General features: G+C 70.6%; 25 protein-coding genes. 14 read left to right on the forward strand and 11 right to left on the reverse strand.

Annotated features, from left to right (window positions below):
* Positions 1–23 precede the first annotated feature (23 nt).
* Positions 24–347, reverse strand: a complete 324-nt coding sequence (locus EXE50_RS15010; protein WP_137705450.1) for a CGCGG family rSAM-modified RiPP protein — start codon at positions 345–347, stop codon at positions 24–26.
* 130 nt (positions 348–477) lie between these two features.
* Here EXE50_RS15010 and EXE50_RS15015 point away from each other — a divergent pair, with 130 nt between their 5' ends.
* The 3 genes from EXE50_RS15015 (at position 478) to EXE50_RS15025 (ending at position 2258) form a co-directional block, all read left to right on the forward strand.
* Positions 478–714, forward strand: coding sequence for a DUF2249 domain-containing protein (locus EXE50_RS15015; protein ID WP_137705451.1), 237 nt, complete (start codon positions 478–480; stop codon positions 712–714).
* Positions 715–798: 84 nt separating this feature from the next.
* On the forward strand, positions 799–1707 hold the full coding sequence (gene map / locus EXE50_RS15020) for a type II methionyl aminopeptidase (RefSeq protein ID WP_137705452.1): 909 nt from the start codon (positions 799–801) through the stop codon (positions 1705–1707).
* Positions 1707–2258, forward strand: coding sequence for an HIT domain-containing protein (locus EXE50_RS15025; protein WP_053770770.1), 552 nt, complete (start codon positions 1707–1709; stop codon positions 2256–2258). The genes map and EXE50_RS15025 overlap by 1 nt, the downstream gene beginning before the upstream one ends.
* Positions 2259–2505: 247 nt before the next feature.
* On the opposite strand, the gene EXE50_RS15030 is transcribed toward EXE50_RS15025, so the two are convergent.
* The 3 genes from EXE50_RS15030 to EXE50_RS15040 are packed head-to-tail and all read right to left on the reverse strand — an operon-like array spanning position 2506 to position 5004.
* A complete protein-coding gene (locus EXE50_RS15030; RefSeq protein ID WP_053770771.1) occupies positions 2506–3258 on the reverse strand; it encodes a phosphate ABC transporter ATP-binding protein in 753 nt (250 codons plus the stop codon).
* A gap of 22 nt (positions 3259–3280) precedes the next feature.
* Positions 3281–4027 (reverse strand): ABC transporter permease, encoded by a 747-nt coding sequence (locus tag EXE50_RS15035; RefSeq protein WP_137705453.1) that lies wholly within the window; start codon positions 4025–4027, stop codon positions 3281–3283.
* Between the two features lie 2 nt (positions 4028–4029).
* Positions 4030–5004, reverse strand: coding sequence for a substrate-binding domain-containing protein (locus tag EXE50_RS15040; protein WP_053770773.1), 975 nt, complete (start codon positions 5002–5004; stop codon positions 4030–4032).
* Between the two features lie 94 nt (positions 5005–5098).
* Here EXE50_RS15040 and EXE50_RS15045 point away from each other — a divergent pair, with 94 nt between their 5' ends.
* Entirely contained in the window at positions 5099–5908 is an 810-nt protein-coding gene (locus tag EXE50_RS15045) for a TOBE domain-containing protein (RefSeq protein ID WP_137705454.1), read from the forward strand.
* A 125-nt stretch (positions 5909–6033) separates the two neighbouring features.
* Complete coding sequence (locus tag EXE50_RS15050) at positions 6034–7701, forward strand: tryptophan--tRNA ligase (RefSeq protein ID WP_053770775.1); 1668 nt, start codon at positions 6034–6036, stop codon at positions 7699–7701.
* Positions 7702–8227: 526 nt separating this feature from the next.
* Here EXE50_RS15050 and EXE50_RS15055 read toward each other — a convergent pair.
* Positions 8228–8590, reverse strand: a complete 363-nt coding sequence (locus tag EXE50_RS15055; protein ID WP_053770776.1) for a DUF5518 domain-containing protein — start codon at positions 8588–8590, stop codon at positions 8228–8230.
* A 151-nt stretch (positions 8591–8741) separates the two neighbouring features.
* Between EXE50_RS15055 and EXE50_RS15060 the strand changes: the two genes are divergently transcribed.
* Complete coding sequence (locus tag EXE50_RS15060; RefSeq protein WP_053770777.1) at positions 8742–10760, forward strand: ATP-binding protein; 2019 nt, start codon at positions 8742–8744, stop codon at positions 10758–10760.
* Between the two features lie 52 nt (positions 10761–10812).
* Here the strand turns inward: EXE50_RS15060 and EXE50_RS15065 are convergent, their stop codons facing one another.
* The 3 genes from EXE50_RS15065 to EXE50_RS15075 all read right to left on the reverse strand — a co-directional run bounded on the left by EXE50_RS15065 (position 10813) and on the right by EXE50_RS15075 (position 12998).
* Complete coding sequence (locus EXE50_RS15065) at positions 10813–11724, reverse strand: acetamidase/formamidase family protein (RefSeq protein WP_137705455.1); 912 nt, start codon at positions 11722–11724, stop codon at positions 10813–10815.
* 42 nt (positions 11725–11766) lie between these two features.
* A complete protein-coding gene (locus EXE50_RS15070; RefSeq protein WP_121600205.1) occupies positions 11767–12612 on the reverse strand; it encodes a universal stress protein in 846 nt (281 codons plus the stop codon).
* A gap of 128 nt (positions 12613–12740) precedes the next feature.
* Positions 12741–12998: a hypothetical protein gene (locus tag EXE50_RS15075; protein ID WP_199241369.1), complete on the reverse strand. Its 258-nt coding sequence runs from the start codon at positions 12996–12998 to the stop codon at positions 12741–12743.
* A gap of 160 nt (positions 12999–13158) precedes the next feature.
* On the opposite strand from EXE50_RS15075, the gene EXE50_RS15080 reads away from it, so the two are divergent.
* The 3 genes from EXE50_RS15080 (at position 13159) to EXE50_RS15090 (ending at position 14216) form a co-directional block, all read left to right on the forward strand.
* Positions 13159–13404, forward strand: coding sequence for a sulfurtransferase TusA family protein (locus EXE50_RS15080; RefSeq protein WP_137705456.1), 246 nt, complete (start codon positions 13159–13161; stop codon positions 13402–13404).
* A 2-nt stretch (positions 13405–13406) separates the two neighbouring features.
* On the forward strand, positions 13407–13790 hold the full coding sequence (locus tag EXE50_RS15085; RefSeq protein ID WP_053770781.1) for a DsrE family protein: 384 nt from the start codon (positions 13407–13409) through the stop codon (positions 13788–13790).
* Between the two features lie 270 nt (positions 13791–14060).
* The gene (locus EXE50_RS15090; RefSeq protein ID WP_241982687.1) at positions 14061–14216 is read left to right on the forward strand and encodes a hypothetical protein; all 156 of its coding nucleotides are present in this window, start codon (positions 14061–14063) and stop codon (positions 14214–14216) included.
* 90 nt (positions 14217–14306) lie between these two features.
* Here the strand turns inward: EXE50_RS15090 and EXE50_RS15095 are convergent, their stop codons facing one another.
* Positions 14307–14705 carry a helix-turn-helix domain-containing protein gene (locus EXE50_RS15095; RefSeq protein ID WP_053770783.1) on the reverse strand — a complete coding sequence of 133 codons (399 nt, stop codon included), beginning with the start codon at positions 14703–14705 and terminating at the stop codon, positions 14307–14309.
* A gap of 107 nt (positions 14706–14812) precedes the next feature.
* Positions 14813–15595 (reverse strand): archaeal proteasome endopeptidase complex subunit alpha, encoded by a 783-nt coding sequence (gene psmA, locus EXE50_RS15100; protein ID WP_199236409.1) that lies wholly within the window; start codon positions 15593–15595, stop codon positions 14813–14815.
* A gap of 233 nt (positions 15596–15828) precedes the next feature.
* On the opposite strand from psmA, the gene EXE50_RS15105 reads away from it, so the two are divergent.
* From EXE50_RS15105 to EXE50_RS15125, 5 genes are all read left to right on the forward strand, one after another.
* Positions 15829–17232 carry a hypothetical protein gene (locus tag EXE50_RS15105; protein ID WP_199241441.1) on the forward strand — a complete coding sequence of 468 codons (1404 nt, stop codon included), beginning with the start codon at positions 15829–15831 and terminating at the stop codon, positions 17230–17232.
* A 101-nt stretch (positions 17233–17333) separates the two neighbouring features.
* Positions 17334–18074, forward strand: a complete 741-nt coding sequence (locus EXE50_RS15110; protein WP_053770993.1) for an ABC transporter ATP-binding protein — start codon at positions 17334–17336, stop codon at positions 18072–18074.
* Positions 18071–19243 carry an ABC transporter permease gene (locus tag EXE50_RS15115; RefSeq protein ID WP_053770785.1) on the forward strand — a complete coding sequence of 391 codons (1173 nt, stop codon included), beginning with the start codon at positions 18071–18073 and terminating at the stop codon, positions 19241–19243. The genes EXE50_RS15110 and EXE50_RS15115 overlap by 4 nt, the downstream gene beginning before the upstream one ends.
* A gap of 354 nt (positions 19244–19597) precedes the next feature.
* Positions 19598–20005 (forward strand): hypothetical protein, encoded by a 408-nt coding sequence (locus EXE50_RS15120; RefSeq protein WP_137705457.1) that lies wholly within the window; start codon positions 19598–19600, stop codon positions 20003–20005.
* Positions 20006–20100: 95 nt separating this feature from the next.
* The gene (locus EXE50_RS15125; protein WP_137705458.1) at positions 20101–20577 is read left to right on the forward strand and encodes a hypothetical protein; all 477 of its coding nucleotides are present in this window, start codon (positions 20101–20103) and stop codon (positions 20575–20577) included.
* Positions 20578–20972: 395 nt separating this feature from the next.
* Here the strand turns inward: EXE50_RS15125 and pdxS are convergent, their stop codons facing one another.
* The gene (gene pdxS, locus EXE50_RS15130; RefSeq protein WP_137705459.1) at positions 20973–21881 is read right to left on the reverse strand and encodes a pyridoxal 5'-phosphate synthase lyase subunit PdxS; all 909 of its coding nucleotides are present in this window, start codon (positions 21879–21881) and stop codon (positions 20973–20975) included.
* Positions 21882–22011 lie beyond the last annotated feature (130 nt).

Below are 22011 nucleotides of genomic sequence, written 5' to 3' on the forward strand. Positions count from 1 at the left end.
GCCCGCCACCGCGGCGTTCCCGCTCAGACGTGGCCGCGGACGACGTGGCCGCCGCAGCCGCACTGCTCGACGTACCCTATGTCGACGGCGTCGCCGAACGCCGACTCCAGCGCCCCGGAGAGGTACTTCTCCGGGTGGCCGTGGTCGCCGTGGGCGACGAGGTTGACGCGGTTGCCCGCGGCCGTGTGCTCGACCGCGTCGATCGTCTGTCGCACGAGTAGGTCGCGGTCCGCGGCGTGTTCCGGGCCTTCGAGGTTCGCGGACCAGGAGTTCTCGTGGACGCGGTCGGTCACCGGGTCGGCGCCGTGGTCGTGTTCGTCGTCGGGGTCGGACGGTGTGCTCGACATGTCTCGTCTCAAGCGCTCGAGCACCGTCCGTCTTCGAGCGAACATGTTCGAGCGGCGTCCCGGCGCTCGACGGTCCCTCCCGAACGATTTCGGGAGGAGTTACATCGCCGCGGGACCCGACGACCCAGCCGTGAGCCCCGACCCGTTCGACGACGCGGACGAGCGGCTGGACGCCCGCGAGATAGACGGCGAGCCGTTCGGCGACGTCGTGGCCGCGCTCGACGGCCTCGACGGGGGGGAGTCGCTCTGTCTGGTGAACGGCTTCGAGCCGGTGCCGCTGTACGACGTGCTGGCGGAGCGCGGGTTCGAACACGAGACGGCGAACCTCGCCGACGACGAGTGGCACGTCGAGATCACGCGCCCCTGAGCCCCGGCCGGCTGGCCGGTTCGGCTCCCGCGGCGTCGACCGCTCTCCGCAACCTCTTTGCGCGCGGTCGCCGAACCCGCGTCCATGAGTCACGGACCTCTGGACGAGGACGCGGTCAAGAGCTACCGCGAGGCCGGCGCGGTGCTGGTCGAGGCGATGAACGAGGCCCGCGAGATGGTCGAACCGGGCCGGACCCACCTCGAAGTCGCCGAGTGGACGGAGGACTTCGTCCGCGAGCAGGGGGCCGGTCTCGCCTTCCCGGTGAACATCAGCGTCGACCCCGAGGCGTCCCACGCCACTCCGAGCCGCGACGACGAGGCGGCGTTCGGCGAGGAGATGGTGTGTCTCGACGTCGGCGTCCACGTCGACGGCTACATCGCCGACGCCGCGGTGACGGTCGACCACACCGGCACTCCGGAGCTCGTCGAGGCCGCCGAGATGGCCCTGGAGGCCGCGCTCGACGAGGCCGGCCCGGGCGTCGAGGTCGGCGTCGTGGGACAGGCGATCGAGGACGTGATCCGCGGGTACGGCTACACGCCGGTCCTCAACCTCTCCGGCCACGGCGTCGAGCGGTACGACGCCCACACCGGCCCCACGGTGCCGAACCGCGGCGTCGACCGCTCGGTCGAACTGGAGCCCGGGCAGGCGGTCGCGATCGAGCCGTTCGCCACCGACGGCCGCGGGAAGGTCGGCGAGGGGACCGACGAGGAGATCTTCGAGCAGCAGGGCTCCGCGAGCGTGCGAGACCGCCGCGCCCGACAGGCCCTCCAAGAGATCGAGGGGTTCGACGACCTCCCGTTCGCGGCGCGGTGGCTGGAGACCGACCGCGCCGAGATGGCGCTGCGCCGCCTCAAGCAGGCGAACGCGATCAAGGGGTACCCCGTCCTGAAGGAGGACGACGACGCACTCGTGAGCCAGGCGGAACACACTCTCTTGATCACCGAGGACGGCGTCGAGGTGACGACCGCGGGGATCCACGGCTTCGACGACTGATGGACCGGATCTTCGCGCCGTGGCGGATCGAGTGGGTCGAGCGCGACGCTGACCCGATCGACGGCTGCCCGTTCTGCGTCCTGCCCGAGCGCGAGGACGCCCGCGAGGCGCGGATCGTCGCCCGGAGCGAGCGCAACTACGTCATCCTGAACAACGCGCCGTACAACCCCGGCCACGCGATGGTGATTCCCGACGCACACGTCGAGGACCCGACCGACCTCGACGACGCGGCCCTCCTCGATCACGCGCGGCTGAAGGCGGCGACGCTCGCCGCGCTGCGACGTGACATGGACCCCGACGGCGTCAACACCGGGCAGAACCTCGGCGGCGACGCCGCGGGCGGCTCGATCGACCACCTCCACACCCACGTCGTCCCGCGCTGGAGCGGCGACACGAACTTCATGCCCGTCACCGGCGACACGAAGGTGATCGTGGAGGCGATAGAGCGCACCTACGACCACCTCCACGACGGGTTCGCGGCCGGCGAGCACGTCGTCGATTCGGGAGACGCCGACGCGGGCGACGCGGTCGAACTCGACTTCGACATCTGAGCCGGCGGCGTCGATTACTCATAATCACCGGCGCGGTGGCGCGTGCCGATGAGCGCCCAGCGGGCGCGAATCGCACGCGCGAGGGAGTCGGACCGGCGCAGCCGCGCCGGTCCGACGAGGCTGGGGAGGCGTGAGGTGCTGTGCGGAGCGGTGCGAGGCGGGACTTTGGAATGTTGACCGCAGCGTCGTCGTTCATCTATCTCAGATCGCCGGCTTCGACTCGGGTCCCGCCTTCACTCGGGATTCATTAGTACACCAACTCGCCCGAGATGAACTTCCGGGTGCGCTCCTTCTCGGGGTCCTCGAAGATGGCTTCGGTCGGCCCCACCTCCGTGATACCGTCGTCGAGCAGCACCGCGACGCGGTCCGCGACGCGCTCGGCCTGGTGCATGTCGTGGGTCGCGAGCGCGACCCCGATCCCCCGCGACTTCGCCTCGCCGATCGCCTCCTCGATGACCGCCGTGTTCCGCGGGTCCAGGTCCGAGGTCGGCTCGTCGAGCAGCAGGACGTCGGGGTCGTACGCCAGCGCCCGGGCGAACGACACGCGCTGGGCCTCGCCGCCCGACAGCGCGTCGGCCGGCTGGTCGATCTCGTCTTCGAGCCCCACGACCGCCAAGGACTCCTCGACCGCGTCGGTGGCGTCGTTCAGGCGGAGGGCCGAAGTGAGCCGGTCGGCCCACGAGCGTCGGACGCGGAGCCCGTACTCGACGTTGCGCGCGACCGACCCGCTGAAGAGGCTCGCCTCCTGAAACACCATCCCGACGCGGCGCCGCAGCGCGAGGCGCTCCGAATCGTCGACCGCCCACGCGTCGGTCCCGTCGAGCGCGACGGTCCCCTCGTCCGGCTCCAGCGAGAACGCGAGCGTCCGGAGCAGCGTGGTCTTGCCGACGCCGGAGGGGCCGATCACCGCGACGACTTCGCCCGCGTCGACGTCGATCGTGAGGTCGCGGAACACGGGCTCGTCACCGTACGCGTGCGACACGTCGTTCGCGCGGAGCATCAGTCCGTCACCTCCCGGGGCATCAGCCCGCCACCCCCCGGTCGCCGAAGCGGACGACGATCGCGTTGACCGTCAACACGAGCGCGACGAGGACGGCGCCGAGCACCATGGCGGTCTCGTACTGCCCCTGCCGCGCCTCGAGCTGGATCGCCGTCGTCAGGGTGCGCGTCTTCGAGATGCCGTCCGCGCTCGTGATGTTCCCGCCGACGATGAGCACCGAGCCGACCTCGCTGATCGCGCGGCCGAAGCCGGCCAGCACCGCGGTCGCGATCCCGTACCGCGCCTCCTTGATCACGACGAGCGCCACGTCGACGCGCGTCCCGCCGAGGACGCGGGCCGCGTCGCGGACCCCGTCGTCGACGCCGCTCACGGCGGCGAGGCTGATCGCCGTGATCGGCGGCGTCGCGAGGACGAACTGCGACATGATCATCGCCTCGCGGGTGAAGATCAGCTCCAGCGAGCCGAGCGGCCCCTGGTTCGAGACCGTGAACAGCACGACGAGCCCCACGACCACGCTGGGGAACCCCATCCCGGTGTTGACCACCGACTTCACGAACCCCTTGCCGGGGAACTCCGTGAGCCCGATGGCGACGGCGGCCGGCACGCTGACGAGCGTGCTCAGCGCCACCGCGGTCAGGCTCACGTACAGCGAGACGGCGATGACGCTCCCGACGTACCCGTCCCTGAACGAGACGCCGAGGAGCGACGCCGCGGGCCGCGCGGCGTCGAGCAGCGCTGGGACCGACTGGACGGTCGCTTCGAACGGCACGACTACGAGTCGTCGCTCTCGCTACTCCAACCCTCCGGAACGTACTGCTGGAAGTTCGGGTCCTCGGAGACGGCCTCCGGGAAGAACAGCTGCTCGCCGTTCACCTGGTACTCCGAGATGGCCTCCTGGACGCCCGGGCTGGTGATCCAGCCGATGTACGCCATCGCGAGGTCGTAGTTGGCGTTCTCGTGGACCCCGGGGTTGACCGCCATCACCCCGTACGGGTTCGAGAGGATATCCGGCCCGCCCTCGATCGGTCCTTGTACCAGGATCGTCAGGTCGATCTCCGAGCGCTGCGAGATGAAGGTCCCGCGGTCGGAGAGCGTGTACGCGCCCTGCTGGTTGGCGATGTTCAGCGCCTCGCCCATTCCGGTGCCGGTCTCCTGGTACCAGTCGCCGCCGGGCTCCGTGCCGGCCGCCTCCCAGAGGTTCAGCTCCTTCGTGTGCGTGCCGGAGTTGTCGCCCCGCGAGACGAACTGCGCCTCCGCCTCGGCGATGGCGGTGAGCGCCGCCGTCGCCGAGTCCATCCCCTCGATCCCGGCGGGGTCGGCCTCGGGGCCGACGATCACGAAGTCGTTGAACATCAGGTCCCGCCGGTTGACCCCGTACCCGTTCCGCATGAACTCGTCTTCGAGCCCGCGGGCGTGGACCATCACGATGTCCGAGTCGCCGTTGCGGGCGGTCTCCAACGCCGCGCCGGTCCCCTGCGCGACGGCGTCGACGGTGACGCCGTACATCTCCTCGAAGTCCGTGTGGATCGCGTCGAGGAGGCCGGTGTCGTACGTGCTCGTCGTCGTCGTGAGCGTCAGCGTCTCGCCGGCGACGCCGACCGACTCGGTCGTGCTTCCGCTCCCGTCGGTCCCGTTCCCGCCGTTCCCGCCGTCGCCGCTGTCGCCGCTCGTCGACGAACAGCCCGCCGTGCTCGCGATCGCTCCGGCGACCAGCGCGGTCACGAACCGCCTCCGTTGTATCGACATAGATACAACGGTGGGTCGACGCTACATATAACTTCCGCGCCGCGGCGGGCGACGGGGCGAAAACGCCATGACGGCCCGGGGGCATCCTCCGGGCATGGGAGAGCCGACCGAAGCCGGTCCGGACGCGGCGGCGGGACGCGGGCGGGCCGCGCTCATCGAGGACGGCGTCGAGTTCGACGGCCGCGACGCGGCGCTGCTGCGCGCGGTCGACGCGGCGGGGTCCGTCGCGGGCGCGGCCGCCGACCTGGGCCGCTCGCGCGCCCGCGCACTCTCGCGGATCGAGGCCTTAGAGGAGGCCTACGGGACGCTCGTCGAGCGGCGCCGCGGCGGCGAGGGCGGCGGCGGGAGCCGGCTCGCCGCGTCCGGCCGCGCGCTCCTCGACCGCTACGACCGGCTCCAGGCCGTCCTCGCGGCGGCCGCGGCGGTCCCAGAGACGGTGCTCGAGGGAACCGTGACGGCCGTCGACGGCGAACTCGCGGTCGTCGACACCCCGGTCGGGGAACTGTCCGGGCTTCACGGGGGAACGGGAGACGACGCGGACGGCGGGAACGAGAACGGTGGCGTCGGGGACGGCGCGAGCGGAGTGAACGTCGGCGACGCGGTTCAGGTCCGGATCGGCGCCGACGCCGTCACGGTCAACGACGCGGCCGACGCGGTGGACCCCGACGCGACGAGCGCCCGGAACCGCCTCGCCGGCCGCGTCTCGCGCGTCGACTCCGGCGAGACGGTGTCGATGGTCCGGATCGCGGTCGGGGCGGCCGAGGGCTCGGCCGACGCGACCGACGTCGAGGTGGCCGCGCTGATCACCGCCGAGAGCATCGAGCGGCTGGGCCTCGCTCCCAGCGACTCGGTCTCGATCCGCTGGAAGGCGACCGCGACGCGACTGGTGGCGCACGCGGCGTGACGCTGTCCGGTGGGCTCGCCCGTCGGTGGGGTCGTCCGTTTCGGTGAGGTCGATCGCCCGCCGGGGCGTGGGAACCGCTCTCGCGCAAGCGAACGGTTTTTGCGTCGACCGACGGGAGAGGTGGTATGGACGAGGACACCCCCGAGGGGGCGACGCCGGACGGCGACGGGCGCGGGTCCGACCCCGCCCCCGGGCCGTCGGCGCCCCCTCGGACCGACGGCGGGACCGAGCGCGCGGACGAGCCGACCGAGGACGTCGCGCTCGACCCGTGGGGGTCGGCGTCGGTCGGCGACTACGCGGACCTGTTCGAGGAGTTCGGCATCGAGGCGTTCGACGAGGTCGCCGACGAGGTCCCGGACCCGCACTACCTGATGCGCCGCGGTGTCATCTTCGGCCACCGCGAGTACGACGCGGTCGCCGAGGCGATGGCGAACGACGAGCCGTTCGCGGCGCTGTCCGGGTTCATGCCCACCGGCGACCCGCACATCGGCCACAAGCTCGTGTTCGACGAGATCATCTGGCACCAGGAGATGGGCGGCGACGCGTTCGGACTGATCGCCGACCTCGAAGCCCACTCGGCGCGCGGCATGTCGTGGTCCGAGATCGACGAGCACGCGCGCAACTACCTCCTCTCGCTGCTCGCGCTCGGCTTCGACGCCGAAGAGGGCGAGATCTACCGCCAGTCGGACAACCGCGAGGTCCAGGACCTCGGCTTCGAGCTCGGCTCGAAGGCGAACTTCTCGGAGTTCGAGGCGATCTACGGCTTCGACGGCGAAACGAATATCTCGCACATGCAGAGCGTGATCACCCAGACGGCGGACATCCTCTACCCGCAGCTCGTCGACGAGCCGAAGCCCACGGTGATCCCGGTCGGCCCCGACCAGGACCCGCACGTCCGGCTCACCCGCGACCTGGCGACCCGCGTGCGCTACTTCAAGGTGACCGAGGCGTTCGCCTCCTTCGAGCTGGACGACGACGAGCGGCAGCTGGTCCGGGCCGCTTACGACGCGCTCGCGGCGGAGCGCGCCGCCGGCGACGACCCCGACGTGCGCTGTGAGGACGCCGCCGAGTGGCTCGCCGACTACGAGCCGCCGGAGTCGGACCGCGAGAGCGTTGACCTCGCGGCCGCGAAGGCGAGCGCGCTCGACAAGCTCGAAGCCGGCGGGAAGGAGCCGCTCCGCCCCCGGGTGCGCTTCTTCGACCGCAACGCGACCGACGAGGCGTTCGAGGCGCTGATCGAGTCGGTCGACGGCGAGAAGCGCGTGTTCGAAGGCCACGTCGACGCCTTCGACCTCACGCGGGAAGAGGCCGAGTCGGTCGCCCGGGAGGTCGAGATCGACCACGACGGGTTCGGCTTCCGGCAGCCCTCCTCGATCTACCACCGGTTCATGACCGGGCTCACCGGCGGGAAGATGTCCTCGTCGATCCCGGCGAGCCACATCTCGCTGCTCGACGACCCCGAGGACGGGTACGACAAGGTGAAGGCGGCGACGACCGGCGGCCGCGACACCGCCGAGGAGCAGCGCGAGCTCGGCGGCGAGGCCGACGAGTGTCCGGTGTACGAGCTGTACGCCTACCTGCTCGCGGGCGACGACGACGAGCTGACGAAGGAGGTGTACTCGGAGTGCGTCAACGGCGACCGCCTCTGTGGCGGCTGTAAGGAGCAGGCAGCCGAGCTGATGCGCGAGTTCCTCGAAGACCACCAGGAGAAGCGCGAGGAGGCCGAGGAGCTGCTTGAGAACCTCGACATCGACCTCGACTCCGACCGGCGCGGCACCGGCGGCGAGCATTGAGGCGTCTTCGCTGAGTCGCGAGCCGATTCTCACGCCGTCTCTTTATACATAGACAGTGCGGTGGTGCGTGCCGACGAGCGCCCGCAGGGTGCGAGTCGCACGCGCGAGGTCGCCGGCGCTACGCGCCGGCTGCCAGAGGGACCTCCGGTCCCTCGCTGGAGTCAAGTCGCCGGAGCGAAGCGACGGCGACTGACGAGGCTGGGGAGGCGTGAGGTGCGGTCGCTGTGCGGGGGCGGGACTCGAAGTGGCAGCCGGGAGGACAGCGCAGGCGACGCACGCACCGCAAAGAGGGAGCGAACAGAGTGAGCGACCGAGTGAGGAGCGTGGTTCGAGAGAGCGAAGCTCTCTCGTCATCTCGAAAATCTTCGATTTTCGGGCGACAGCGAGCGTGCGCTGTCCTCCCGGCTGGGGCTTCGGCGGTGTTCGTGGCCGGTCTGCCAGCAACTAGTTATAAACAAACGACTGGGACTACGGTAGTGTTTATCGCCGGTCCAGATTCAACTATTTATAAATAACAGCGATCGACCTACAGCTCGTCTTTCACGTACACGCCCAGCAGTCCGCCGAGCGCGCTCAACACCACGCTGTAAGCGACGCCGCCCAACACGATGAGGGCGGCGACCAGGAAGACCCCGCCGGCCGCGAGACCCGCTTCGAGCGGGAACCCGAAGAATCCCAGAAACGGAAGGACCACCAGCGCGAGCAGCAGCAGTCCGACGATCGGGATCGACGCGATCGCGCCGGAGAGCGCGCCGACCCGAAGCCCGTCGTCGCCGTTCAGGTACCCGGCGACCGCGCCGCCGAGGAGCGGTGAGATGCCGGTGAACGAGAGGAGGGCCGACGCGATCGCGCCGACCACCGCGTTGAGGAGGGTGTTCTCGGTGTCCATGTGCGGTCGAACTCTCGGGGACGATATACGTCTTGCGGACGCCCGAAGGCGGCCCGGTCGCCGTCGGTCGGCGACGCGACCGCCGGCAGAGCGGCCCGCCCGGGCGGCGACGAGGCGATAGTTTATGAGGCGGGCGCCACCTCTCACGGGTATGAGCGAGGAGGAGACGATCCACGTCGCGGACGTCAGCGAGGGGATCGGCGGCGACGCGACGGCGGACCCCGGCTCCCCGGTGGAGCTCCCGGTCGTCGACGTGCTCACCGGCCGGTCCTTCATCACGGGCAAATCCGGCTCCGGGAAGAGCAACACCGCGAGCGTCGTCATCGAGAACCTGCTCGACAGCGGCTTCCCGGTTCTCATCGTGGATACAGACGGTGAATATTACGGACTTAAGGAGGAATACGAGATCCTCCACGCCGGCGCCGACGAGGAGTGCGACATCGTCGTCTCCCCGGAACACGCCGAGAAGCTCGCGAACCTCGCCTTAGAGCAGAACGTCCCGATCATCTTAGACGTCTCCGGTTACCTCGAAGAGGACACCGCCAACGAGCTGCTCTTGGAGGTCGTCAAGCAGCTGTTCGCGAAGGAGAAGCGCTTGAAGAAGCCCTTCCTGCTCGTCGTCGAGGAGTGCCACGAGTACATCCCCGAGGGCGGCGGGATGGACGAGACGGGGAAGATGCTGATCAAGGTGGGCAAGCGCGGCCGGAAACACGGCCTCGGCATCGTCGGGATCAGCCAGCGCCCCGCGGACGTGAAAAAGGACTTCATCACCCAGTGCGACTGGCTCTGCTGGCACCGGCTCACGTGGGACAACGACACGAAGGTCGTCGGGCGCATCCTCGGGTCGAAGTACGCGAGCGCGGTGGAGGACTTAGGCGACGGCGAGGCCTTCCTGATGACCGACTGGGACGAGTCGATCCGCCGGATCCAGTTCCATCGTAAGGAGACGTTCGACGCGGGCGCGACCCCCGGGCTCGACGACTTCGAGCGCCCCGAGCTGAAGTCCGTCTCCAGCGACCTCGTCGGCGAGCTCCAGTCGATCTCCGACGAGAAGGAGCGCCGCGACTCCGAGATAGCCGACCTCAAACAGGAGCTAGAGAAGAAGGACCGCCGGATAGCCGACCTCGAACGCGAACTGGAGGAGGCCCGCGACCTGAGCGACATGGCCGACCAGTTCGCGCAGGCGCTCCTCGGCAAGGCCGAGGCGCCGTACCGGAGCGGCGGCGGCCGGGCCCGGGTCGGCGCCAGCCCCCCCGACGGCGACGCCGTCGCCGACGGCGCCGACGGGCAGTCCGTGCTCAAGTCGTACGACGAGGCGGTCGCCGCCACGAGGGGCGACGACGACCCCGCGAGCGAGGCGGCGCCCTCCGCCGACGGCGGCACCGAGGGGGACGCGGAGCCGGCCGCGTCCGCCGACGGCGCTTCGTCGGACCCGGACGCCGAACCCGCCGACGCTGAACCCGCGGACGCCGAACCCGCGGCCGAGTCCGACCCTGCCCCGCCGGACGACGTCGACCCGGTCACCCGCGACGACGTGGCCGAGAGCGCGCTCCGGTTCGACGACGCGATCGAGCTCGGCACCCGGGAGGCGGTGATCGAGGAGCTGCGCTCGCGGATCGAGGCGCTCCCGGAGCTCTCGCGCGGCATGCTCCGCCACTACCGCCGCGAGGGCGCCAGCGACCCCGTCGCGGCCCACATCGACGCCGGCGGCGACGGCGACTCCGGGCACGCCTACAGCCGCCACCGGCCGATCCGGCGCGCGGGGCTCATCCGCCACGCCGGTCGCGGCCACTACGCGTACGCGGTCCCGGACCTCGTCCGCGAGGCGTACGCGGACCGCCTCGACGAGGCGCAGGTCCGCGAGATCGTCCGCGCGGTCGAGACCGCCTTCGTCCCCCCCGCCGAACTGAGCTATCCGCCGGACGCCGACCCGGCCGAGGTCGGGGAGGGGGCGGCCGCCGTCCCCGACGACGGTGCGGCCGCCCGAGACGGCGCCGACGCGGCACCAGAGGAGACCGAGGGGGTCGTCACCGAAGCCGACGCGACGGACGCCGACGCAGAGGCGGCGGCCGAGGCCGGCGAGGTCGCCGAGTCGGAGCGGGCCGAGCCGCCGACCGACGGGGGCCTGAGCGACGCCGCGCGGCGGTTCGCCGAGCGGTCCGAGCGCTGAGGCCGGCCGGTCGACGCGACGGGCACGACTCAGGAGGCCGCGGTGTAGGGGCTCAGAGCGGCAGCGAGAGGTACTCGCTCGGCACCGCGTTCCGCGCCGTCACCTGCGGGTCGACCACCTGACTGACCTCCAGGCCGCCGACGAGGCTGGAGAAGAGGTACGCCTCGGTGCGCGAGAACCCGTGGTGGTGCGAAAGCAGGTCCAGCATGTCGGCGTTCGCCAGCTCGACGGCCGCCTCCATCGTCTCGGCGCTCGCGACCGTCTTCACGGCGTCGCCGGTGTCGAGGAGGGGGCGGGCGGGCGAGACCGCGGGGTCCTCGATCACCGACAGCGTCGCGTCGACCTCGACCGCTATCTCGGCGCCCGTCCCGCACATCTCGCCGTCCGCCATCGCGGCCTTCGCGTCGCCCAGCGCCAGCATCGCCCCCTCCTGAAAGACGGGGAAGTAGACGGTCGTCCCGCCGGTCACGTCGGTCGTGTCGAGGTTCCCGCCGTGGTCGTCGGGCGTGAGCGTCGAGACCGTCTCGCCGTCCGTGGCGACGCCGATCGTCCCGATCACGGGCTCGATCGGCACGTCGATCCCCTCGAAGTCGACCGCCTCCGCGTCGGCGTCGACCTCGGTGATCCGCGTCGCCGGGTGGTCGATATCGGGGTCGTCCCGGAGGAGTCCGAACCCGGGGGCGGTGAGCACGCGGCCGCGGTCCTCCGCGACGCGCACGGCCTCGATCTCGACCGCGAGCACGTCGCCGGGGCTCGCGCCGGCGACCGCGATCGGTCCCGTCGCGGCGTTGACCTCCTCCGGGATCGCGCCGAGCAGGTCGTCAGCTTCCTGGATCGCGCCGTTCAGGCTGTCGACCGTCTCGATCGTCAGCGACTCGCCGTCCGCGGCCTCGTACACCGGGTCCATCTCCGGACCGAACTCGTACACGTGGCCGTCGCGGTGTGTGACCGTCTCTCGCGCCATCAGGCTCTCCTGGGCGCTCCGGGACTAAAAACTCCGGCCGCGTCAGCGCGGCGCGGCCGCCTCGGGGGGGACGAGCAAGACGTTGTTTGTCCCGCGCGCGACGATCGACTCCGCGGTGCTCCCGAGGAGGAGCCGCCGGAGTCGGCTCGTCCCGCGCGCGCCGATGAGCGTCGTCGTCGCGCCCACGCGCTCCTCTTCGGCCGTGATCTCGTCGACGGGGTTCCCGGACCTGACGTTGGTCTCGACATCGAACCCGGTCCGGTCACGGAGATCCGTCGCCAGTTCGTCCAGTCGCTCCTCGGCGGTCGCCGTCGACTCCGCGTCCCCATCGCCCACGTGGAGCAGGTACGCCCGCTCTGTCGCGCCCGTCAGCGACGGGAAGTAGTCGTAGGCGCGCGCCGCGTTCTCCGAGAAGTCGGTCGCGTACAGCACGTCCTGGAACAGGTGTTCCTTCCTGACCGCGTGCCCGCTCGCCGTCTCCTCGATCCGCTCGACGAGCAACGGCCTGACCGCCGTCCGCGCGACGTTGCGAACGGTGCCGCCGATGAGCCGATTCCGGAGCGGAGACTGTCCGCGCGACCCGACGACGATCATGTCCGCGTCGAGCCGCTCGGCCAATCCGTTTATCCGTCGGTGCGGTGTCCCGCGGGCGACGTGCGTCTCCACCTCGAATCCAGCGCGCTCGAACACGTTCCGCTGCGGGGCGAGCGCCTCCCTGGCGTCGCTGGCGGCGTCCATCCCCGGCAGCCCGCTGGACACGTTGTCCGGGACGACCGTCAACAGGTGAACCTCCCTGACGCCGATGTTGTCGAGACACTCCAGACAGGTCCGCGACTCGATCGCCGCTTCGTTCGCGTCCGAGAGGTCCGTCGCGAATACGATCCTCATACGTGACCGTTCGTGCCCCCGAGTAATATTGCTTTTGTTGTACAATATAGGGTATTCGGAGAGACGACACGGCGACCGACCGGCGTCGGCGCACCCCCGGCGGGAAGTCGCCGTCGGGGCGACTCGCCTCAGACGTCCCGGTCGGGCGCGGAGGCCGGTCCGTGATCGAGGAGCGGCGAGCTCGCGTTCGCGCACCCATCTCGACCGCAGACGCCGGCGTCGTCGCCCGCCCGCTCAACGCCGGGCGAGAGCCCACCGATCTCCCAGTCGACGGCGTGGCTCGTCGCGCGCTCGTGGTCGTCGAGCGCGGTCCGCGCCCGCCGGAGCGAGTCGAACGTCTCGTCGTACGCACAGTCGGTACAGCGGACGCGAACTGTCGTCGGCATGGCTTCCCGTTCGGTCTCGACCGTGGTAAGTGCCGCTATCGGCTCTTGCGCCGAGTGGTCCGGGGACAGACCGCCGCGCCTCCCGCATCCGTATTGGACTAAACACACAAGATTAAAACCGACGCGCGCAGTATTGTCTAGTGCGTACAAACAATCGACCATGAGCACCGAAATCGATATCGCGGAGACGCTGGACGTGAAAGGACTGAGCTGCCCGATGCCCATCGTGAAGACGAAGGGCGCGATCGACGACCTCGCCCCCGGTGAGGTGCTGGAGGTCGTCGCGACCGATCCCGGGAGTGTAAGCGACATCGACGGGTGGGCGACGGGCACCGACGGCGTCACGCTCCTCGAGCAGGAGGAGGGCGACGACGTGTACACCCACTACGTCCGCAAGGAGGCATGAGTATGGACGAGATCGGCATCATCGTCTCCAGCGACGACCCGAAGAACCTCGCGATGGCGACCAACCTCGGGCACGTCGCGCTGACGATGGACACGGACGTGTTCCTCTACTTCACCTTCGACGGACTGACGCACCTGTTGGAGGGCGAGAAAGACCTCTCGTCGGTCCAGCCGCTGCTCGACGAAGGGATGCCGAACCCCTACGACATGCTCGACCAGCTGATCGCCGACGGCGGAGAGGCGGTCACCTCGGTCGCGTGTACGACCACGCTGGACATGCTCCAGTGGGAGCAGGACGCCATCGACGACGACTTGACGACGCAGTTCGCCGGTGCGGTCACCTTCCTCGAGGCCGCTGAGGAGGCCGACCACGTGTTCACGTTCTGAACGCCGGCGTCGCGTCGGTCCGCTCCATTCCACCTCCCCTTCGTGCGCGTGCGCCCCGTAGACGCATCGCCGTCCGAAACGCCCTCGATCCTCGAACCCCTTCCCCTGCCGTTCGAGACTGCTCTTCATCACCGGTGCGTCCGAATCGGTGTACGACCGGGCTTAGCTTTAATCGGAGACGTACGGATCACAACCACCTTACGAAGTGCTCGAAACGCACACCTGTCCCGACGAAGAGGCCGTCCGGACTGCGGAGAGCCGCTAGAGGCGGTGGAGCTACAGGGGACTGACGCGCTCGGGACGCTCTCGATCGTCTCCGACGGACCGAACGACGGGCTCCTCGGCGGCCTCTGCGCCGGCGAGATCATCACGCCGGTCCCGTGCGTGCGTCCCGAGTGCCGACGGGCCCTCGTCTACGCAGTGTAGCGACCCGAGGCCTCCCGCGAAACTCCGCGGCGCCGACTCCCCCCGCGTCGAGACCGTCTCGCGAGCGGCCTCTGTCGAGCGACGCTCGGCTCAGCCCTCGACGACGGCGCGCTCTGGCTCGTCGTACTTCTCCTCGAACTCGCCGATGAGCTGGCCCATCTTCGCGTACCAGTCGTTGAGCATCCGCTGCATGTCGTCGGCGATCTGAGACGGGTCCGTCGGGCTGTACACGTGGTAGTAGCCGCCGTGGTCGTAGTTGATCTGCTCCTTCTGGATGAAGCCGGCCTTGAGGAGCCGCTGAACCGCGCGGTAGGCGGTGGAGCGCTCCCGGTCGACGCGTTCGGCCACCTCGTCGATCGTGAGTGCCTCGTCCGCCGAGACGAGCGCCTGGTAACAGTCCTTGTCCAACTGCTTCAGGCCGTGGAAACACTCGAGTAACCCCTCGCACTCCATGTCTCGCTGGAGCTGTTCTGACATCGAATCGGGCATTTTATGTCGTACATGAGGCGCTCCGCCGCTAAAAGTGTTGTGTGTGGGATGTACAATTCCACGCACTCCGTCGCCGAGCGCCGAACGTGAGCCGATCGGCGTGGTCGCTACTCGTCGCTTCCGGAGGCGTCGCCGCCCGCCTCGCCGTCAGCGTCCGTCTCGTCGTCGGTGTCGAGGCCGGCCGCCTCGAACGCGGTCTCGACCTCCTCGGCCGGCACCGTCCGGAAGCCGTCGGCCTCGGTCACGGTCGCGACCGCGAGGTCGGCGGGCTCGAACTCGTCGTCGTGAGCGGCCAGCGCCGCGACCGCGAGTTCGATGCCCGCCGCGAGCGAGAGGTCGTCGCGCCACTCCGACTCGAGGTGGCCCTGGATCTCCTGGCGGCCGCCGCCGATGACCGTCGCCTTCCACTCGTTGGGGGTGCCCGAGGGGTCGGCCGCGAACAGGCGCGGCTCGCCGTCGTCGATGCCGCCGATGAGGAGGGCGGCGCCGTAGGGGCGCGTGCCGCCGCGCTGGGTGTTCTCCTGGATGTGGTCGGTGACGAACTTCGTCAGCGTCTCGACGCCGACGGGCTCGCCGTAGCGCAGGCGGTTCCCCTGCGACTGGCGGCGCGCGAGGTCGATCAGCTGGCGGGCGTCGGCGACGTGGCCGGCGCTCGCGGTGCCGACGTGGTCGTCGAGCTTGTGGAGCTTCTCGATGCTCTCGGCCTCCATCAGCGACGAGGAGGGGCGGGACATCGCGACGAACACGACGCCGTCGGTCGTCCGGACGCCGACGCTCGGCGCGCCGCGCGAGACCGCCTCGCGGGCGTACTCGACCTGGTAGATGCGCCCGTCCGGCGAGAACAGCGACGTGCCGCGGTCGTACGCCTGCTGGTCGTTGTTCCCCATCATCGTCCATCACCCGCTCGCGCGGTGTCGCGTTCGCTCATTATCGCTACTTACGTCGGCCCGTTGAAAAAGCATCCGTAACCGGTACGTCTCGGAGACCGCCGAAACCCCGAGCCCGGCGGCCCCCTGCCCCCGAACGACCGCCGATGGAGTTTCCGTCGCGCCCGTCGCTGCGAGGCGGCGCGCGCGTCGCTTCCGTCGCCGACGGATATATCCACGGGTATCGCGTAAATCGTATGACCTTGACTCGTACACCATCCGCGGCCGCGCTACTGGCCGCCGTGACCATTCTCGCGACGATCGGCGGGGCCTTCGCGGCGGGCGGCGCGGCGGCGGTCCCGGACGCGCGGATCACCGTCGGCGAGGTGGGGGCCTCCCCGAGCGACCCGACCGTCGGGGAGCGGACGGCGCTGAACGTCACCGTCTCGAACTCCGGCGGCAGCGACGCGGCGGCGAACGTCACGACGGTTCGCGTCCGGAACGCCGACGGCGACGTGCTCGACAGCGTCACGGGCGTCGGCGCGCTCTCGGCGGGCGACTCGCTCGACGCGACGCTGTGGACGTCGTTCGACGAGCCGGGCGCGAAGCGGCTCACCGTCGAGGCGGTCGCGAACCAGTCGACGACCGGCGAGTTCGTGACCGTCAGCCGGGACACCGTGATCGAGGTCCGGCCGACCCAGGTCGCGCTCGACCTGCGGACCCGCGCGCTCGACCCAGAGGACCTCCAGAGCGACGAGGGAAGTGAGAGTTCGGCCGGCGACCTCGGCGTCGGCGGCATCCAGGGCATCTTCGGCGGTGGCGGCGGCCTCGACACCGGCGACGCGGACGGCCAGGGCGACGCGCCCCCGGTCGCCGACTCGCCCGTCGAGGTGACGGTGGTCAACACCGGCACGACGACCGCCGACCGGGTGAGCCTCCGCGCGGTCGGGACCGCGGTCGACGGCGACGAGCGGACCGTCTCGGTCGGCCCGTTCGTCGTCGAGGACGTCGCGCCCGGCGAGGAGCGGCGGGTGATCGTCGACCTCGGCCCGCTCGACCGACGGTCGGAGGTGACGGTCACCGCCGCCTTCCGCGCCGACACGGACCGGTTCGACGACCGGGGCGCGGACCGCAGCGCGCAGTCGACGGTGACGTACCCGGTCCGCGAGGCGGCCCCGACCGTCACCGACGCGACCGTGCGCGAGACCGCCGCCGGCGTCGTCGTCGACGCGAACCTCGGCAACGCCGGCGGCGGCGAGATGACCGGCGCGGTCGTCTCTGTCGGCGACGCGCCGGGCGTCGAGCCGACCGCCGCGGGCGGCGAGTACTTCGTCGGCACCCTCGGCGCGAGCGACTTCGTCGGGTTCGACCTGACGACCGCGGTGAACGCCTCCGTCGCCGACGAGATACCGATCCGCGTCACCTACACCGAGCGGGGCGTCCGGTACACGGAGACGCTGACGGTGGCGGCGCCCGAGGCCGACGACGACGGGGGGAGCGGCGGCACGCTCGGTCGGATCGGCGTCGGCGGCGTGGGCGCCGCTGGCGCGGTCGCGAGCGGCCTCGCGCTCGTCGGCCTGGCCGGCGCGGTCGGCCTCGCGGTCAGGACCGGACGGATCGGCGGGTCGACGGGGCGGCGACGCGGCGGGTCGGCGCCGTGAGCGGGGACGCCGCGGCCGACGCGACGGGCGACGCGGTGAACGGCGACTCCGAGGTCGACGCGGTGAACGACGACTCCGGAGTCGACGCGAGGGACGACGCCGTGACCGCCGAGGGTGCGGTCGACCGAACGACGGACTCCGCAGGCGACGCCGAGTTCGGCGTCGCGCTGCGGGACGTGGTGAAGCGCTACCCGAGCGGCGGCGGCGATCCGGTCGTCGCGCTCGATCACGTCGACTTCGCGGTTCGGCCCGGCGAGTTCGTCGCGGTCGTCGGCCCCAGCGGTTCCGGGAAGTCGACGCTGCTGAACGTGCTCGGGCTGCTCGACGACCCCACCGCGGGCCGGCGCCTGCTGAACGGGACCGACGTGACGAACCTCTCCGTCGCCGAGCGGACCCGGGCGCGGAAAGAGTCGATCGGGTTCGTCTTCCAGGACTTTCACCTGCTGCCGACGCTGACGGCCGTCGAGAACGTCGCGATGCCGACCGCGTTCGACCCCGGCGACGCGAGCGGCCGGGCGGCCGACCTGCTCGCGCGGTTCGGGCTCGGCGACCGCCTCGACCACGACCCGAGCGAGCTCTCCGGCGGGCAGAAGCAGCGCGTCGCCATCGCCCGCGCGCTGATCAACGAGCCCGCCGTGCTGCTCGCGGACGAGCCGACGGGGAACCTCGACACCGAGACGGGGGAGTCGATCCTCGGCGAGTTCGAGCGCGTCAAGGCCGAGGGGGTCGCCGTCGTCGCGGTCACGCACGACCCGCTCGTCGAAGAGTACGCCGACCGCGTCGTCGACCTCACCGACGGCGTGCTGACCGGCGGGCTGCCGGACGCGGGGGACGACCGATGAGCGACGGCGACCGGACGGGCGCCGGATCCGCCGGCTGGCTCCGCGGCTGGCGGCCCGCGGTGTCGATGGCGTCGCGGAACCTGCGGCGGAACCGCGTGCGGACGGTGCTGGCGGTGCTCGGCGTCTGTATCGGCGTGCTCGCGGTCGCCGCGCTCGGCATCTTCGGGAACGTGCTGGCGCTCGGCGCCGACGACGCCATCGGCGACATCGGCACGCAGGTCGTCGTCTCGCCGAACGCCGACGCCGGCGTGGAGTCGCTGTCGGACGCGGACGTGGCCTCGATCCGGCGCGCGGTGGGCGAGCCCGCAGTCGTTCCGCTGTACTCGGACAGCGCCACGGTCGCGCGGCAGGGCGACCAGACGTTCGCGACCGTGTACGGGATCGAGGAGCCGGCGCTGGCGTACGAGGCCGCCGAGGGCCGGCTCCCGGAGCGACACCGGCAGGGGGCGATTCTCGGCGCGGGCATCGCCGCGGACCTCGACGCCGGCGCGGGCGACACCGTCGAGATCGCGGGCTCGCAGGTCCGGGTGATCGCGGTGTTAGTCGAGAGTCAGACGTTCAGCCCGGTGGCGCCCGACGACGCCGTCTTCCTGCCCGAGTCGGCCTTCTCGGCGGACGGCTACGCGCAGGCGCTCGTCATCTCCGACACCGGCGCCGAGGCGCGCGCGGCCGCAAACGCCATCCGCGAGGAGGTGAACGCCCGCGAGGAGCGCGTCGACCTGTTCGAGCTGGCCGCCCTCGTCGACGAGATCAACGAGTTCTTCGACCTGCTCTCGACGTTCCTGCTCGGGCTCGGCGCCATCTCCCTCGTGGTCGCCGGCGTCTCAATCCTCAACGTGATGTTGATGAGCACCGTCGAGCGGAGACAGGAGATCGGGGTGATGCGCGCGGTCGGCGTCGCCCGCCGCGACGTGCTCCGCGTCCTGCTCGCGGAGGCCGGCCTGATCGGCGCGGCCGGCGCCGCGGCCGGCACGCTGCTCACCGTCCTGCTCGTCGCCGGGCTCGTCCTCGCGACGCCCGCCGTCGACGCCGCGCTCGTGATCGACCCGACGAACGGGTACTACCTCCTCCTCGCGCTCGTGTTCGGCGTCGGCGTCGGGCTCGTCAGCGGCGCGTACCCCGCGTGGAAGGCGGCCAACCAGCGCCCGGTCGAGGCGCTGCGGAACTGATTCTGTGGGGTGCCCGATAATCCGAATCGTCTCGACCATTTAAACTCCGAACGGCGCGCCGGCGAGCGCCCGGAGGGCGCGAGCCGCCCGCGAGGGAGGCGGCGGCCCGGCGCGGGCAGAGCCGCGCCGGGCCGTCCGCCGAGGCTGGGGCTTTGGAGGAGTTCACCGCAGAGTGAGCGATCACGTATAGCCGAGCGGCTGGGGCTTTGGAGGAGTTCACCGCAGAGTGAGCGATCACGTATAGCCGAGCGGCTGGGGCTTTGGCGGTGTTCCCCGTCGATTCACTATCAGCTATTTATAAGAGTCGATGACTCAGGCAAAACGCCCATGTATCGCCGCGTCCCGGCCCGAGCCATGTCCCCCAAGCGACGAGCGGTCCTCCTCCTCGGCGCGGGCGCGGTCGGATTCGGTGCCATCGGGTATCGCGAACTGACGGACTGCGAGGAGCTCGCCTGTTTCGCGTTCGAGCATCAGAGGGCAGACGACGTGGCGAGCAGACTGGTGATCGAACACACCGGCGGGACCGAACGGCTCCGCGCCGGGGACGTGTTCGTCACGAACGTCAGCGTGGACTACGAGGCGGGCGAGAACGACACCGTCGCGTGGGCCGAACTGGACGACGACCTCGGACCCGACGACGCGATCAACGGGGAGACGCTGCGGATACGGATCCGGTTCCCGGACCTCGTGACGGTCCGCTGGCGTCGCGACGGCGACGAAGAGGTCGTGGGAGCGTGGGTATACGACGACGACGTGCGGTGAGCGGCGTCCCCGGCGACTTCGTCGACCGCCCTCCCCGTGGTCCGACCGACTTCCGGCCCAAACGGCTTTTGCGCGCGGCGGGACAATCAGCGATTATGGCCCTCCGAGACGTCCGCTTGTCTCCGCATCTCATCGGCGGTTCTCCGGCGAGGACGGCGCTCCCGCTGGCGGTGGTCGGGCTCCTCCTGCTCGCCTCCGTCGGGTTCGCCGTCGGACTGAACACCGGGATCTCCCTCTGGTGGATCGCGCTTGCGCTCGGGATCGCCGTCGCGGCGGGGATCGCGGGTGCGGGCCTCGTTCCGACCGTCGGATCGCTGTGGCTCGTCGGGTTCTGGTGGTTCGCCTTCCCCCCGCTCGTCGGCTATCTCACGGGTAACTGGACGGGCGCGGGCCGGTACTCGTACCCGCGAATGGTGGGATACGGGTACCAATCCGCGCGTGCGGAACTGCTCGGCGGGATCGAAATCGGTGTCAGACTCGGGCTACAGTTCGCGGTCGTCGTCGGCCTCGTCGGGTACGCGGTCGGAGTGATCGTTAGTCTGCTGTCGACGCGAACGAGCGGGTCCAAATAAACTCGGTCGGTCGCTTATAGTTCGTTGATTGCGGATCGGTATCGAACACCTCCAAAGCCCCAGCCGCGAGGGCGGCGCACGCTCGCTGCGGTCCTCAGTCACTCGCTCCGCTCGTTCCTTGCGGTCCTTGCGTCGCCTCCGCCGCCCTCGCGACTGCCCCTTTGAGTCCCGCCCCGCACCGCTCCGCGCCGCAGCCTCACGCCTCCCCAGCCTCGTCGCCGGCGGCTGCGCCGCCGGCTGCCAGAGACGCGTCGCGCCTCGCTGCCGCTCGCTCCCTCCGGTCGCTCGCGGCGTCCCTCGCGCGTGCGGTTCACGGCCGCCGATGGCGGCCGCTCACCGGCACGCGCCACAGCAGTTGGTATATGAAAGCCGCCACCCCAATCGGAATCGGCTATTTAAACGCCGCGGCTCTGGAGCTTCTCCTCTTCTTTCATGTCCTCATTGGACTGACCCTTCATCCCCTTCCCAGTGCCGCTCGCGATCCGGGCGAGCTCGTCGGGGTCGTCCCAGTTGTTGACGGCCTCGACGACGGCGGTACCCATCGCCTCGGGGTCCTCCGCGCCGAAGATGCCGGAGCCGACGAAGATGCCGTCGCAGCCGTGGTACATCATCAGCGCGGCGTCGGCGGGCGTCGCGATACCGCCGGCCGCGAAGTTGACGACCGGGAGCCGCTCGGCCTCGGCGGTCTCGTGGACCAGGTCGCGCGGGGCGCCGTGTTCGCGGGCCCACTTCTCGCGCTCCTCGTAGTTGAGGCCGGTGAGTGTGCGGATCTGGTTCTTGATGGTGCGCTGGTGTTTGACGGCCTGGTTCACGTCGCCGGTGCCGGCCTCGCCCTTCGTCCGGATCATCGCCGCGCCCTCGCGGATGCGGCGGAGCGCCTCCGGAAGGTTCCGGGCCCCGCAGACGAACGGCGACGTGAAGTCGCGCTTGTCGGTGTGGTACTCGTCGTCGGCGGGCGTCAGCACCTCCGACTCGTCGATCATGTCGACGCCGAGGGACTCCAGGATCTCCGCCTCCTTTCGGTGGCCGATCCGGGACTTGCCCATCACCGGGATCGACACCTCGTCGATGATCTCCGGGACGCGCTCGGGGTCGGGCATCCGCGCGACGCCGCCGCGCTTGCGGATGTCCGCCGGGACGTGTTCGAGGACCATCACGGCGACCGCGCCGGCGTCCTCCGCGATGCGGGCCTGCTCGCGGTTGACGACGTCCATGATCACGCCGCCCTTCTGCATCTGCGCGAAGCCGCGCTTGACCAGCTTGGTCCCCCGCTTCAGCTCCTCCAGATCCGTTGCCTCTGGCATGGATATCGGTTGGGGCGCCGGCCACTTAACGGGTCGCTTTCGGGCGGATGGAGCGTCGAGCGCGGCGTTCCCGGCCCGAACGAATTCGGGACGCTCCCGCCGGCCCGGGCGCTGCCTTCCGCCCCGCCAC

It is taken from the genome of Halorubrum sp. ARQ200 (assembly GCF_005435115.1).
GTDB classification, from domain to species: Archaea; Halobacteriota; Halobacteria; order Halobacteriales; family Haloferacaceae; genus Halorubrum; species Halorubrum tropicale.

Excerpts from the sequence above, each read along its gene's own strand:
- EXE50_RS15010 (WP_137705450.1), bottom strand. The coding sequence starts at position 347 with ATGTCGAGCACACCGTCCGACCCCGACGACGAACACGACCACGGCGCC.
- map (WP_137705452.1), top strand. The coding sequence starts at position 799 with ATGAGTCACGGACCTCTGGACGAGGACGCGGTCAAGAGCTACCGCGAG.
- EXE50_RS15025 (WP_053770770.1), top strand. The coding sequence starts at position 1,707 with ATGGACCGGATCTTCGCGCCGTGGCGGATCGAGTGGGTCGAGCGCGAC.
- EXE50_RS15030 (WP_053770771.1), bottom strand. The coding sequence starts at position 3,258 with ATGCTCCGCGCGAACGACGTGTCGCACGCGTACGGTGACGAGCCCGTG.
- EXE50_RS15040 (WP_053770773.1), bottom strand. The coding sequence starts at position 5,004 with ATGTCGATACAACGGAGGCGGTTCGTGACCGCGCTGGTCGCCGGAGCG.
- EXE50_RS15045 (WP_137705454.1), top strand. The coding sequence starts at position 5,099 with ATGGGAGAGCCGACCGAAGCCGGTCCGGACGCGGCGGCGGGACGCGGG.
- EXE50_RS15050 (WP_053770775.1), top strand. The coding sequence starts at position 6,034 with ATGGACGAGGACACCCCCGAGGGGGCGACGCCGGACGGCGACGGGCGC.
- EXE50_RS15055 (WP_053770776.1), bottom strand. The coding sequence starts at position 8,590 with ATGGACACCGAGAACACCCTCCTCAACGCGGTGGTCGGCGCGATCGCG.
- EXE50_RS15060 (WP_053770777.1), top strand. The coding sequence starts at position 8,742 with ATGAGCGAGGAGGAGACGATCCACGTCGCGGACGTCAGCGAGGGGATC.
- EXE50_RS15065 (WP_137705455.1), bottom strand. The coding sequence starts at position 11,724 with ATGGCGCGAGAGACGGTCACACACCGCGACGGCCACGTGTACGAGTTC.
- EXE50_RS15070 (WP_121600205.1), bottom strand. The coding sequence starts at position 12,612 with ATGAGGATCGTATTCGCGACGGACCTCTCGGACGCGAACGAAGCGGCG.
- EXE50_RS15075 (WP_199241369.1), bottom strand. The coding sequence starts at position 12,998 with ATGCCGACGACAGTTCGCGTCCGCTGTACCGACTGTGCGTACGACGAG.
- EXE50_RS15080 (WP_137705456.1), top strand. The coding sequence starts at position 13,159 with ATGAGCACCGAAATCGATATCGCGGAGACGCTGGACGTGAAAGGACTG.
- EXE50_RS15085 (WP_053770781.1), top strand. The coding sequence starts at position 13,407 with ATGGACGAGATCGGCATCATCGTCTCCAGCGACGACCCGAAGAACCTC.
- EXE50_RS15095 (WP_053770783.1), bottom strand. The coding sequence starts at position 14,705 with ATGCCCGATTCGATGTCAGAACAGCTCCAGCGAGACATGGAGTGCGAG.
- psmA (WP_199236409.1), bottom strand. The coding sequence starts at position 15,595 with ATGATGGGGAACAACGACCAGCAGGCGTACGACCGCGGCACGTCGCTG.
- EXE50_RS15105 (WP_199241441.1), top strand. The coding sequence starts at position 15,829 with ATGACCTTGACTCGTACACCATCCGCGGCCGCGCTACTGGCCGCCGTG.
- EXE50_RS15115 (WP_053770785.1), top strand. The coding sequence starts at position 18,071 with ATGAGCGACGGCGACCGGACGGGCGCCGGATCCGCCGGCTGGCTCCGC.
- EXE50_RS15120 (WP_137705457.1), top strand. The coding sequence starts at position 19,598 with ATGTCCCCCAAGCGACGAGCGGTCCTCCTCCTCGGCGCGGGCGCGGTC.
- EXE50_RS15125 (WP_137705458.1), top strand. The coding sequence starts at position 20,101 with ATGGCCCTCCGAGACGTCCGCTTGTCTCCGCATCTCATCGGCGGTTCT.
- pdxS (WP_137705459.1), bottom strand. The coding sequence starts at position 21,881 with ATGCCAGAGGCAACGGATCTGGAGGAGCTGAAGCGGGGGACCAAGCTG.